11 protein-coding genes are annotated in these 12,979 nt (G+C 70.1%); 1 reads left to right on the forward strand and 10 read right to left on the reverse strand.

Translation table 11 applies throughout. The features are described from left to right. The first annotated feature begins 40 nt into the window (after positions 1-40). A complete protein-coding gene (locus P5G52_RS14605; RefSeq protein WP_301228544.1) occupies positions 41-1,186 on the forward strand; it encodes a bifunctional 2-methylcitrate synthase/citrate synthase in 1,146 nt (381 codons plus the stop codon). A 115-nt stretch (positions 1,187-1,301) separates the two neighbouring features. Here the strand turns inward: P5G52_RS14605 and P5G52_RS14610 are convergent, their stop codons facing one another. The 10 genes from P5G52_RS14610 to P5G52_RS14655 all read right to left on the reverse strand — a co-directional run bounded on the left by P5G52_RS14610 (position 1,302) and on the right by P5G52_RS14655 (position 11,552). Continuing rightward, positions 1,302-1,793, reverse strand: a complete 492-nt coding sequence (locus P5G52_RS14610) for an 8-oxo-dGTP diphosphatase (protein WP_301228546.1) — start codon at positions 1,791-1,793, stop codon at positions 1,302-1,304. A gap of 232 nt (positions 1,794-2,025) precedes the next feature. Then, positions 2,026-2,985: a site-specific tyrosine recombinase XerD gene (gene xerD / locus P5G52_RS14615; RefSeq protein WP_225437347.1), complete on the reverse strand. Its 960-nt coding sequence runs from the start codon at positions 2,983-2,985 to the stop codon at positions 2,026-2,028. 5 nt (positions 2,986-2,990) lie between these two features. Further along, positions 2,991-3,677 (reverse strand): NUDIX domain-containing protein, encoded by a 687-nt coding sequence (locus tag P5G52_RS14620; RefSeq protein ID WP_301228549.1) that lies wholly within the window; start codon positions 3,675-3,677, stop codon positions 2,991-2,993. A 2-nt stretch (positions 3,678-3,679) separates the two neighbouring features. Next, entirely contained in the window at positions 3,680-5,380 is a 1,701-nt protein-coding gene (gene pyrG, locus P5G52_RS14625; RefSeq protein WP_301228551.1) for a CTP synthase, read from the reverse strand. Continuing rightward, positions 5,377-7,104 carry a DNA repair protein RecN gene (gene recN / locus P5G52_RS14630; RefSeq protein ID WP_301228553.1) on the reverse strand — a complete coding sequence of 576 codons (1,728 nt, stop codon included), beginning with the start codon at positions 7,102-7,104 and terminating at the stop codon, positions 5,377-5,379. Before recN ends, pyrG begins: the two co-directional genes overlap by 4 nt. After that, positions 7,101-8,024, reverse strand: a complete 924-nt coding sequence (locus tag P5G52_RS14635) for an NAD kinase (RefSeq protein WP_301228555.1) — start codon at positions 8,022-8,024, stop codon at positions 7,101-7,103. Before P5G52_RS14635 ends, recN begins: the two co-directional genes overlap by 4 nt. Then, positions 8,017-8,868, reverse strand: a complete 852-nt coding sequence (locus P5G52_RS14640) for a TlyA family RNA methyltransferase (protein WP_301228556.1) — start codon at positions 8,866-8,868, stop codon at positions 8,017-8,019. Before P5G52_RS14640 ends, P5G52_RS14635 begins: the two co-directional genes overlap by 8 nt. Then, on the reverse strand, positions 8,855-9,067 hold the full coding sequence (locus tag P5G52_RS14645) for a hypothetical protein (RefSeq protein ID WP_301228558.1): 213 nt from the start codon (positions 9,065-9,067) through the stop codon (positions 8,855-8,857). Before P5G52_RS14645 ends, P5G52_RS14640 begins: the two co-directional genes overlap by 14 nt. Positions 9,068-9,109: 42 nt before the next feature. Further along, positions 9,110-10,099, reverse strand: a complete 990-nt coding sequence (locus P5G52_RS14650; RefSeq protein ID WP_301228560.1) for an HAD-IIA family hydrolase — start codon at positions 10,097-10,099, stop codon at positions 9,110-9,112. After that, a complete protein-coding gene (locus P5G52_RS14655) occupies positions 10,092-11,552 on the reverse strand; it encodes a hypothetical protein (protein ID WP_301228562.1) in 1,461 nt (486 codons plus the stop codon). Before P5G52_RS14655 ends, P5G52_RS14650 begins: the two co-directional genes overlap by 8 nt. Positions 11,553-12,979: the final 1,427 nt, after the last annotated feature.

The following is a 12,979-nucleotide window of genomic DNA, read 5'->3' on the forward strand; positions in this document are numbered from 1 at the left end:
GCACACCGGATTCCGCAGGACCATCCCAGGAGGAGCAGCCGTGACAGAACCAGAGATCCACAAGGGGCTTGCAGGGGTCGTGGTGGACTACACCGCGATCTCGAAGGTCAACCCCGAGACGAATTCGCTGCTCTACCGGGGGTACCCCGTGCAGGAGCTGGCCGGGCACCGCGACTTCGAGGACGTCGCCTACCTGCTGTGGAACGGGGAGCTGCCGGATGCCTCCCAGCGCCGCCAGTTCGACGCCTTCGAGCGGGAGCACCGCACGCTGCCCGGGCACGTGGTCGCGGCGATCGACCTCCTGCCCCTGTCGGCGCACCCCATGGACGTGGCGAGGACCGCCGTGTCCGTCCTGGGGGCGAGCCACCCCCTCGCAGGGGACGACTCGGTCGAGGCGAATCGGGAGAAGGCCGCGGCGCTGTTCGCCGTCTTCCCCGCCGTCGTCGCCTATGACCAGCGCCGGCGGCGCGGCCAGGGCCTCGTGGAGCCCCGCGACGACCTCGGCTACTCGGCCAACTTCCTGTGGATGACCTTCGGGGAGGAAGCTCCGGCAGAGGTGGTCCATGCATTCGACGTCTCCATGGTCCTGTACGCCGAGCACTCGTTCAACGCGTCCACCTTCACGGCGAGGGTCATCACCTCGACGCTCTCCGACCTGCACTCGGCCGTCACGGGCGCGATCGGCGCCCTCAAGGGTGCTCTGCACGGCGGCGCCAACGAGGCGGTCATGCACACCTTCGAGGAGATCGGCATCCGGGAGGACGAGACCGCCGAGGAGGCCGCCGTCCGCGCGAAGGCCTGGATGGAGGACGCCCTGGCGTCGAAGAAGAAGGTCATGGGGTTCGGGCACCGCGTCTACAAGAACGGCGACTCCCGGGTCCCGACCATGAAGGCGGCACTCGACGCGATGATCGGGTACTACGGGCGCAGCGAGATCCTCGGGCTGTACTCCGGGCTGGAGACGGCCATGGACGAGGCGAAGGGCATCAAGCCCAACCTCGACTACCCCGCCGGCCCCACTTACCACCTGATGGGCTTCGACACCGAGATGTTCACGCCGCTCTTCATCGCAGCGCGCATCACCGGCTGGACGGCGCACATCATGGAGCAGGCGGCGTCGAACTCGCTCATCCGCCCCCTGAGTCTCTACAACGGCCCGGACGAGCGGCACGTGGGCGACAGCTGAGGACCCGCACCGGCGGCACGACACCACCGGTGCCGCCGGTGCCGCCGGTCATGGTTCCGCTGCCCAGGAGCCGGGTCAGCCGGAGTCGAGGGCAGCCGAGTCGGCCCACCGCAGCTCAGTCCACGACGGCGCTGGCCACGCCCTCGTTGTCCGGATCCATCACGATGCGCGCGTCGATCTGGCGCCCGTCGAGCAGGGCCGGTATCCAGTAGGGCGCGTCCTGCCACATACCGGACCAGGGGATGTCGTCGACGGCGTACCAGCGCGGTTCGATCTCCTCGCTGGCCACCGGGGGCGTGACGCCGGCGTCCGCGGTGAAGAGGAACGCCGCCATGTTCCAGGCCGGCTGCGCGGGGAAGGACCACGAGATGCGGCCGGCGTCGCGCAGCTCGTCTCGCGCCAGCTCGATGCCGCTCTCCTCGGCGACCTCACGGACGGCGGCCCCGACGGCGGACTCCCGCCCGTCGATCTTCCCGCCGAGCGCCACGACCCTGCCGGTGCCGAATCCGGTGCGCTTGAGTCCGAGCAGGACCTCCCTTGCGCCGCCGCGGGACCGGAAGAGGAAGCACAGGACCACGCAGCGATACGCGACGCCGTCGACGGTCATCCACTCCCCGGGAGGCTCCGGTTCCGGGGACGCCTGCGGCGCAGGCGCGCTCTCAGGCGCAGGCGCGCTCTCAGGCACCGGCGCGCTCTCAGGCACCGGCGCGCTCTCAGGCACCGGCGCGCTCTCAGGCACCGGCCCGGCCTCCCGCACCGGCCCGGCCTCAGGCACCGGCCCGGCCTCAGGCACCGGCCCGGTCTCCGGCACCGGCCCGGTCTCCGGCACCGGCGCGGCCTCAGGCACGGGCTCGGGGATGCGCCGCGGCATAGACTTCGCGCAGGGTGTCGGCCGTGACCAGCGTGTAGACCTGGGTGGTCGTGACCGACGCATGCCCGAGGAGTTCCTGCACCACCCGCACGTCGGCCCCGCCTTCGAGCAGGTGGGTGGCGAAAGAGTGCCGCAGCGTGTGGGGTGAGACCTCGCGCGTCACCCCGGCCCGCTCCGTCGCCGTCTTGAGGATGCTCCAGGCGCTCTGGCGGCTCAGGCGGCCCCCGCGCGTATTGAGGAAGAGCGCGGGGCTGCCCTTGCCCTTCGCGGCGAGGGCAGGACGGCCCTGCACGAGGTACGCGTCGACCGCGCGCGCAGCGAAGGACCCTACCGGTACGAGCCGCTCCTTCGAGCCCTTACCCGTGAGCCGGACGACGGCGGGGCCCTCGAGCGCGTCGCTGACGGAGACGTCGTCGACATCGAGGCCGACGGCCTCGCTGATCCTGGCGCCGGTGGAGTACAGGAATTCGAGCAGCGCGCGGTCGCGCTGCCCGGACGGCGTCCCGACGTCCACGGCCTCCAGGATCCGCACCACCTCGGCGACAGGGATCGCCTTCGGCAGGCGCTGGCCCGTCATCGGAGGATGGACGTCACGGGCCGGATCGCCGTCGGTGACGCCTTCCAGTGCCCAGAAACGGTGAAGGCCCCGGACGGCCACGATGGTGCGTGCAGCGGAACGTGGACTCAGGCGTGAGAACCCGTCCTCCCCCGATACGACGGCCTGCGCGAAGGCCGACACGTCATGCCGGGTGATGCGGGCGGCATCGTCCGCACCCCGGGACACGAGGAAGGACTCGTAGCGCCGGAGGTCGCGCCGGTACGCGGCGAGCGTGTTGGCGGACAGCCCGCGTTCCACCGACATGTGCTGCAGGTAGTCCCGGACGAGGACTGCTACCGGCCCGTCGTCCCCTGCCGCCGGATCCGGCACGGTCGTCAGTTCTCCAGCACGGCGCCACGCGGCCAGGTCGAATGCTGGCTCGGGTGCTCGGGCCAGGGGGTCGTCGCGGGGCGGAGCTCGCGGAAGCCGGTCTCGCGTGCCACGCGTGCTGCGAGGATCGCGACGACGGCGGACGGGCTGTGGATGCGGCCTTCCAGCACGGCGTCCACCGCGGCGTCGAGGTCCACCCACATCAGCTCGATCTCGGCTTCCTCGTGCATGCGCGTGTGCCGGTCGGCCTCCGGGACGTCCCCGATCCCCCGCGCCAGGTACACGCGCAGGGCCTCCGAGGACGAGCCGGGCGACAGGAACATGTCCACGAGCACGTCCCACTGCCGAGCCGTGAGGTCGGCCTCCTCCGCGAGTTCGCGTGCGGCGGCATCGACGAAGTCCTCGCCCTCCTCATCGAGGAGGCCCGCGGGGATCTCCCAGAGCGCCATCCGCACCGGGTGCCGGTACTGACGCAAAAGGAGCACCTGTCCTTCGTCGTTCAGCACCAGCACGGCAACGGCGCCCGGGTGCCGGATGAAGTCGCGCGTGATGGCCTCGCCGTCGTCCGCGAGGGTGAACTCCTCGCTGACGACGTCCCACACCCGCCCCTCGTAGACCGTGGTGGTCCCGAGGAGGCGGCGCGGGCTCTGCTCGTCGCTGAACGTGGCGTCGTCGCTGCCGGCCGGCTGCACCGTCAGGCCTTCGCGCCGCGGAGCTCGAGTGCCGCCTTGACCAGGCCCGCGAACAGCGGGTGCGGCCGTGTCGGGCGCGAGCTCAGCTCGGGGTGCGCCTGCGTAGAGACGTAGTAGGGGTGCACGTCCTTCGGCAGCTCCGCGAACTCCACGAGATTGCCGTCCGTCGTCGTTCCGGAGAACACGAGGCCCGCATCTGCGATCTGCTCGCGGTACTCGTTGTTCACCTCGTAGCGGTGGCGGTGGCGCTCGAAGACCGTGGTCTTGCCATAGGTCCCGGCGACGACCGAGCCTTCCTGGAGTTTCGCTTCCCAGCGGCCGAGGCGCATGGTGCCGCCCATGTCCCCCTCACCTGCGACGATGTGGAGCTGCTCCGCCATGGTCGCGATGACGGGGTACTGGGTGTCGGGCTCGAACTCGCTCGAGGAGGCGCCCTCGAGTCCGACGACGTTCCGGGCGTACTCGATGACCATGCACTGCAGTCCGAGGCAGAGTCCGAGGGTCGGGATCTTGTTCTCGCGGGCGTAGGTCAGCGCGCCGAGCTTCCCCTCGAGGCCGCGGATACCGAACCCGCCCGGGATGCAGACGGCGTCGACGCCCGCCAGGGCCTTCTTAGCGCCCTCGGGGGTCTGGCATTCATCGGAGGGGACCCACTTGATGGTGACCTTCGCCTTGTTCGCGAAGCCGCCCGCCCGCAGGGCCTCGGTCACCGACAGGTACGCGTCGGGCAGGTCGATGTATTTGCCCACCAGCGCGACTTCCACCTGGTGCTTCGGGTTGTGGACGGCTTCGAGGAGCTTGTTCCACTTGGTCCAGTTGACGTCCTTGAACTTCAGGTCGAGTGCCTGGACGATGTACGCATCGAGGCCCTGGGCATGCAGGGTCTTCGGGATGTCGTAGATGCTGGGGGCGTCCGCGGCGTTCACCACGGCGTCGAGGTCGACGTCGCACATGCGGCCGATCTTCTCCCGCATCGCTGCGGGAACCTCACGGTCGGAGCGGATCACGATGGCGTCCGGCTGGATGCCGATGGAGCGCAGCATGGCGACGGAGTGCTGGGTGGGCTTGGTCTTGAGTTCCTGCGAGGGGCCGATGTACGGGACCAGCGAGACGTGCAGGAAGAAGACGTTGTTCCGGCCGACGTCCTGGCGGACCTGGCGGGCCGCTTCGAGGAAGGGCTGCGACTCGATGTCGCCGACCGTTCCACCGATCTCCGTGATGATGACGTCGGGGGTCTTCTTGCCCGGTACCGCGTCGGCCGGCAGGCGCATGCGGCGCTTGATCTCGTCCGTGATGTGCGGGATGACCTGGACGGTGTCGCCGAGGTACTCGCCGCGGCGTTCCTTCGCGATGACGGTCGAGTAGACCTGGCCCGTCGTGACGTTCGCCGACCCGTCGAGGTTCTCGTCGAGGAACCTCTCGTAATGTCCGATGTCGAGGTCGGTCTCGGCGCCGTCGTCCGTGACGAACACCTCCCCGTGCTGGAAGGGGTTCATCGTGCCGGGATCGACGTTGAGGTAGGGATCAAGCTTCTGCATCGTCACGGAGAGGCCGCGCGCCCTCAGGAGGTGACCCAGGCTGGAAGCCGTCAGTCCCTTGCCGAGTGAGGAGGCCACGCCGCCAGTCACGAAGATGTGCTTGGTCGTTGCGGATTTCAGGAACCGGGAGTTTATTTGCTGCGCCACGGAATTCAAGCCTATCACCGAGCGAAGGTGCGGGCTGCATCGGCGAGGAGTTCCTCGGCGTGTGCGCGGGCCGAGGCGGAGTCCTCCTGGCCCGCGAGCATCCTCGCCAGCTCCCTCACGCGTTCCTCGTCGGGCAGCACCTCGACATCACTTGCGGTGACGCCCCCGCCCTCGCCGTCGCGGGAGACATTCTTCGTGACCCGGATGTGCCGTGCGGCGAAGGCCGCGACCTGGGGCAGGTGCGTCACCACGATGACCTGGACGTGCTCCGCGAGCATGGCGAGCCGCCGGCCGATCTCGACGGCAGCCTTGCCTCCCACGCCGGCGTCGACCTCGTCGAAGACGAAGGTGGGCACGGGGTCGACGGCGGCGAGGACGACTTCGATGGCGAGCATCACGCGGGAGAGCTCTCCACCGGACGCTCCCTTGCCGAGGGCGCGCGGCGCCGAGCCGGGATGCGGCTGGAGGGTGAAGGCGATGTCGTCGGCACCGTGGGCCGTCAGCGATTCCGCCGGGGTGACGTCGATCAGCAGCTGGGCGTCCGGCATCGCGAGGGCAGTGAGCTCGTCACTGACCTTCGCGGCGAGGCTTTCGGCTGCGGTGCGGCGCAGGGCGGACAGACCGTCCGCGAGTTCGTGCACCTGGCGGTCGAGATCGGCGATGACGTCGTCGAGCTCCTCCACGCGGGAGGAGTCGCTGCTGAGTTCGAGCAGGCGCTTGATGGCGTCCTCCTGCCAGGCCAGCACCTCGTCGATCGTGGGAGCGTACTTCCGCACGAGGACGGAGAGCGCCGCACGCCGCGATTCGACTTCCTCGAGCCTGCCCGCGCCCTCGCTGTCGAGTGCCGTGCCGTACCCCGCCAGTTCGGCCGAGATGTCGGCCAGGAGGTAACCGACCTCGGCGAGTCGTTCGGCCAGCGCGCCCAGGTCGGCGTCGTGCTCGGCCACGGCCTCGAGCTGCCGTTTCGCCTCGTCGACCAGCGACACGGCGTCGGCACTGGCTCCGATGTCCTCGGAGACGAGCGCCTGATGGGCCACGAGGGCAGCTGTGCGCAGTTCCTCGAGGTTGCCGAGCCGCATCGACTCCGCCTTCAGCGCCACGTCCTCCCCGGGCTGCGGATCGAGATCCCCGATCTCGGTGAGCGCGGCTTCGAGGCCCTCGGCCTCACGCAGCCGTTCGCGGGCTTCGCTGCGCAGACGGTCGCGCTCGGCGAGGGCGTCGCGCCACTGGCGGAACGCATCCCCGTAGGCCCGGAGGGCTTCCTCGACAGGTTTGCCGCCGAACTTGTCGAGCGCCTGCCGCTGCGCGGGGGCGCCTTTCAGCCGCAACTGGTCCGACTGGCCGTGCACGACGACGAGTTCGTCACCCAGCTCGGCCAGGACACCGACGGGTGCGGCCCGGCCGCCGACGTAGGCGCGGCTTCGTCCCTCGCTCGTCACGGTCCGCGCGAGGATCAGTTCGGCGACGCCGTCGTACTCCTCCAGCACGGCCCCCGCCTCCGCGGCACGGAGGGCAGCCGGACTGTTCGGGTCCAGCCGGAGGACGGCCTCCGCCGACGCGGACTTCGCGTTCAGGCGGACGGCGCCGGCGTCGGAGCGGGCACCGCGCAGGAGCCCGAGCGCGGTGATGACCATGGTCTTGCCCGCGCCCGTCTCGCCGGTCACGACGGTCAGGCCGGGGCCGAGGTTGAGTGTGGCGTCGGTGATCACACCGAGGTCGCGGATGCGCATCTCCTCGATCATCGCTGTCCGTCCTGGTGCTTCACGGGGCCGCGCCACCCCTGGATCGGCAGCTCGAACTTCCGGACGAGGCGTTCCGAGAACGGTGTCTGGTGCGTGCGGGCGAGGCGCACGGGGTGCTCGGAGCGCCGCACTTCGACCCGGGCTCCGGGCGGGAGGTCGATGCTCCGTCGTCCGTCGCACCAGAGCACTCCCGCGGCTTCGGTGCGGGTCAGGAGTTCGACGGCGAGCACCGACGTCGGTGCCACGACCAGTGGCTTCGCGAACAGCGCGTGGGCGCTGATCGGGACCATGAGCAGCGCCTCCACCTCCGGCCACACGATGGGGCCGCTGGCGGAGAAGGCATAGGCGGTGGAACCGGTCGGCGTGGCAAGGACGACGCCGTCGCAGCCGAAGGAGCTCACGGGACGCCCGTCCACCTCCATAACCACCTCGATCATGCGCTCACGGTTCGCCTTCTCGATGGCCGCTTCGTTGAGGGCCCAGCTCTGGCCGAGCAGGGTGTCGCCCTGCCAGACGAGGACCTCGATGGTGGTCCGCTCCTCCACGGTGTAGCTGCGGTCGGCCACCCAGCGCACCGTCTCCTCGAGGTCGGCCCGCTCGCTCTCGGCAAGGAAACCGACATGTCCGAGGTTGACGCCGAGCAGGGGGATCTCCGCTTCCCGCACGAGCTCCGCCGCACGGAGGATGGTGCCGTCACCACCGAGGACCATGACGAGTTCGACGTCGCCGAAGTCGACGCCGTCGCCCAGCGCCTCGGCAGGAGCAGCGAGGGCGCCGTACTCGCGCTGGAGGTCGGCGAGTTCCTCGGGACGCATGACCGGCTGGAGTCCGAGGTCGTGGAGGCGCGTGCACGCTTCCTGCGCCGCGACCATTGCGTTCCTTCGGCCGGTGTGCGCGAGCACCAGAATTCTTCTACTCATCAAGCTCCGTCTGATTGGTCGGGCGGGGCGGTGGCGGAAAGAGGGCTCCCTGGGCGAGTGCCTGGTCCACCAACCGGTCCAGCTCCCCTTCGATCCTAGGCATCAATCCCCCGCTCGGCACCTTTATCCACACGAAGTACTCCAGGTTGCCGTCCTGGCCCGGCAATTCGCTCTGCGCGACCCCGGCGATCTCCAGCCCGCACTCGAGCGCGCTGCGCAGCACTCCCGCAACAGCCCTGTGTCGGGCCTCGGGGGACGTGACGACGCCGAGCCGGTTCAGCCCGCTGCGCCCGACCTCGAACTGGGGCTTCACCATGAGGACCAGCTCGCCGCCGGGGCAGGTGGCATGAGCGAGCGCCGGCATGACCAGCCGGAGCGAGATGAAGGACAGGTCCGCGACGGTCAGCTGCACCTGCCCCCCGATGTCGGCAGGGTCCAGGTGGCGGACGTTCATTCCCTCGAAGACCTGGACGCGGGGGTCGTCGCGTAACTGCTGCACGAGCTGGCCGTGCCCGACGTCGACCGCGGCCACTTCGCGCGCTCCCCGCCGCAGGAGGACGTCCGTGAACCCTCCGGTCGAGGCACCCGCGTCAAGGCACCGCCGGGCCGCCGGATCCACGGCCGGGAAGGCACGGAGGGCGCCGTCGAGCTTGGTACCGGCACGGCTGACGTACTCCTCGCCGCGCTCCTCGACGTCGAGGCGGTCGGCCGGGAGGATCGGAGCGGAGGCCTTCCTCGCCACGGCACCATCCCTCAGGACACGGCCGGCCGCGATCAGCTGCGCCGCGTGGGAGCGGGACCGTGCGAGCCCGCGGGCGACGAGTTCCTGGTCAAGGCGCGCCATGGGCTCCCGCCTGGCGGAGTCCTTGTTCCGGGTTCAGCTCTCTGCTCAGCCGGGCATGGACGTCGAGGTACATGTCGACGTGCTCCGGAACGGGAAGGTCGTCCAGCCCGTCGAGCACGGCCACGATCCGGTCGACCTGCGGGTCGCCGGTCAGCGGACGCAGGTCGCCGTCGTCCCCGCTACCCATGTCGTCGTCCATTGATCGCCCTTCCGCGCCGAAGCTGTCGTTCCTGCCTCCAGCCTAACGACCGGTTGTGAATCGGATCTCCGGCAGAACCGCCGGCGCCTCCTCGGGGTGGACGGCCCACCACGCCGCGCACGCGGCACGCCAGCTGTCGAGGTCCCCCTCGCGCCCGCTGATGGTCACCGTCGTCTCGGTCGCTTGAGCCGCGGCCCCGCCGCAGCCGTACGAGCCGTCGTCGTGCGTCACCTCCGGGTACTCCTCGTACAGCTCCGCGAGGGAACCGATCAGGTAGTCCGGGCGCTCGTCGACCCGCGCTACCAGGGCGGTGCGGACCGAGTCCACGCCCGTGAGGACCAGTGCTGTGGCCATCCCCGCGCGGTTCCCACCCAGGATGTCGGTGTCGAGGCGGTCCCCGACCACCAGCGCGCGGTCGACGCCGGAATGGCGGGCCGCCGTCTCGAAGAGGGCGGCCTCGGGCTTCCCTGCGACCGCCGGCGACTTCGCCGTGGCAGCGGCGACCGCCGCCACCAGGGTGCCGTTCCCGGGCGCGATGCCCCGCTCCTGCGGAATGGACATGTCCGTGTTCGTGGCGACCCAGACCGCGCCCGCAGCCACGGCGTAGGCAGCCTCGGCGAGGTCCTTCCAGCCCAGCCCGGGAGCGAACCCCTGGATGACGGCATCCGGCTGGTCGTCCGCCGACGCGACGACGACCAGCCCCTGCGCCCTGACGGCGTCAGCGAGGGTCTCGCTCCCCACGACGAGCACCGTCGACCCCGCGGCCACCCGGCCGGCCAGCAGTTCCGCGCCGGCAAGGGCCGAACCGAAGACCTGCTCCGCGGTGGCCGGAGCGCCCAGTTCCCGGAGATGGGCTGCCACCTGCTCGGAGGAGCGGGACGCGTTGTTGGTCACGTACGCGAGGCTCTTGCCCTCCCCGGCGAGCTTCTCGAGGGCCTCAGTAGCCCCCGGGATGGCCTGCGGTCCGGCGTAGACGACGCCGTCGAGGTCAGCGAGCACGCCGTCGTATCCGTCGATGAGGCGCTCAGTCATCGACGACGTCGTCCTGGCTCGCCTCGGCCTTGCCGGCCCGCTCGCGCGCATCGGCTTCGCCGCCTGCCTGCTCGCCAGCCTGCTCGCCTATGCCGGCATCGTGCCCCGCCGGGCTCGATCCTGCTTCCGAGAACTCGACAGCCGGGCCTGCCGAGGGCCGGCGTTCGTCCGCTGATCCGTCGTCGCCCGACGGCGCGATGTCCGCCGCACCCGACTCGTCCATGCTGAAGAGCATCTCGGTCTGGAGGGACTGGACAGGGTGGGCGGTCTCGCCGACCGGCACGGCATCGACCGGCACGGCATCGACCGGCACTGCCTGGGCTTCACCGCCGTCCCGCTCGGTTTCTTCGGTGTCATCCGCCGGGTCGCCTGCTGCCTCGGGTTCTGCCCCCTCTGTGCTGAGCGGCAGACCCGGGCCTCCGTCCGCGTCCGCATCCCCGTCCGCATCCCCGTCAGGGTCAGGCAGACCCTCAGCCGTGTCGTCCGTCGCACCGTCGGGGGTTTCGGCATCGCTGGTATCCGTTGCTTGTCCATGCTGAGCAGGGACATCGCCATTCTGTGCGGGGGCGTCGCAATTCTGTGCGGGGGCGTCGCCATTCTGTACGGGGGCGTCGCCATTCTGTACGGGGGCATCACCGGCAGGATCTGCCGCCGGAGCGGCAGCGGCCCTGCCGAGCAGGTCACCGACCTTGGGTACAGTCACGGGAGCAGGCTCGTCGTCCTCGCCGAGGTCGACGATGTCGGGCTCGAGATCGTCGTCGAGCCCGAGGGCCTTCTCTGCGACGCCCGCCTGACGACGCCATTTACCCGATTCGTCGGAGCGCCCGACAGCGTCGAGTGCATCCGCGTAAGCGCGGAACAGCCGGGGGCTGAAGGAGAAGGCCCGGTGGAGGTCCAGCTGCGGGATCTCGAGCGCAGCGACAGCAGCATCCAGTTGACCGAGATCGGCGCGTGCGCCGGAGACCACCATGGCGAGCTCGGCCTTGCCGGTAGCGTCGAGCGACTCCGCTTCCTCGCTCCGCGCAAGATCCAGCGCCCTGTCGGGACGCCCGAGGCCCCTCTCGCAATCCGCCATGACCGGCAAGTGGACGTTCGATCCGCTGATCCTCCGGAAGGTCCGGAATTCCCGGAGCGCTTCGCCGTAGTGGCCGGCAGCATACGCTGTCAGGCCTACGGCTTCACGGACTGCAGCCAGGCGTCCACCGCGACGACTCGCTGCGAGGGCGTGCTGGAAGGCAAGTTCAGGCTCGAAGTCGATGAGCCGCCCCGCCATCACGAGGTGCTTCGCGACCCACTCGGCACTGCGTTCCTCGAGGTTGCGGACCTGAGCGCGGGTCACCCGGTCGAGTTCATCACCCTTGACGTCCTCATCGATCTCGGGAGACCGTTCGCGATCCGGCCGATTGGCGCTGCGGAGGTCACGCGCGTTGTGAGGGCGCGGCCCTGCCGACACTGCATCGTCCGGCCGGGTCCCGCGGCGCCGATCATCATTGCGACGCTCCGCGCTGCCGCCCCGGTCCTGGCGATCTGCAGGGCGACGGAAGGAACCACTCCGCTCAGACGAACGACGTTCACTCCCCGGGCGTCCTTCCTCCGATGCTGAGCGCGACTGCCAAGGACGCTCACGGCTTTCACCGGTGCGGCTGGTCGGCGCCCCACGACCCGCAAAGCGGGACTGCTTGTCGCTGGAAGATCCTGATGCTGAACCACCACGAGAGGCTGTGCCACGGAGCTGCGCGCCCCTGCCACCCTCGGGTGCCCTAGTCGGACGATCCGAAGACTGCTCTGCGGACCGGCCGCCCGATCCCGTGCGGTCGTTGCGACCCTCGCTGCGCCGCTGCCCGCCCCGGTCGTCCCGTCCGTACGCCGGACGATCACGCTGACCACCCTGGTCATCTCGTCCGTATGCCGGACGATCACGCTGACCACTCTGACCGTCCCGGCTGTAACCCGGACGATCACGCTGACCGCTCTGACCGTCCCGGCTGTACGACCCGCCCGTGCGATCGCCGCCTCGTGGATCAGACTGGCCCTTCCATGCCGGACGTCCGCCCGTGGGCCGTCCGCCGCTACTCGTTCCGCGGAAACCGCCCTCCGCGCGGGGGCCGCGGCGTTCGTCGTTGGACGTCGCACGCTCTCCGCCTGCCCGGCCGCGCGTCGCATTGCCCGGCTCTGACCCGGTCCGTCCGGGCTCCCGACGGTCACGGGATTGCTCACTGCTGGAACTACGGGGTGACGACGACCGTGCACTCGCATTGCCGGCTTTCGATCCCCATGAATGACGGCGACCCGACTGCTCGGATCCTCCCTGACGGCCGCCGGTGCCATCTCCCGCCCTGCGGGACTCCCCGTCTCGTCCAGCGGTGTGCTCCTGGTCAGCCATGGCAGCGGGGTCCTCTCATCAGGTGCCGGCGCTTCTCTGCCGGCGGATCTCTATTTTGCTGTGGGTCTTACCTATCTATGGAACCACGAAGCACCGGCGGCCACTTCATCGACCTCCGCGCTTGGCACAGATGTGATGGAGCACTCCGACCCTTACCCTTGTCGTGCCCTTGTATGGGTCATCCGCCCTGCAAAGGCCCCGCCCCAGACGGATATGCGCCGCCCGGGGCTTGGCCCTGGGGCGGGGTCCTTGTCCGTTATGCAAGTCTGGGTGAGGTGTGGAATCGGCGCGCTGCACCCCGGCGGGCGCCTGCTGCCGTCGGTGGCGCTGGGAACCGCAGCCGCAAACGAGTCGGCCGGCAGGCCGCAAGCGTGAGCGTGAGGATCAGCCGGTCCCGGGGTGTGATGGCGGATGCGTGCTGGTGTTCCGGCCGGGTCCTCGGGTGCTTACGGGTCCCCGGGGTGTACCGGGCTGGAACTGTGCACCAGACTGCGTGA

The sequence above is a fragment of the Arthrobacter burdickii genome (genome assembly GCF_030433645.1).
Classification (GTDB): domain Bacteria; phylum Actinomycetota; class Actinomycetes; order Actinomycetales; family Micrococcaceae; genus Arthrobacter_D; species Arthrobacter_D burdickii.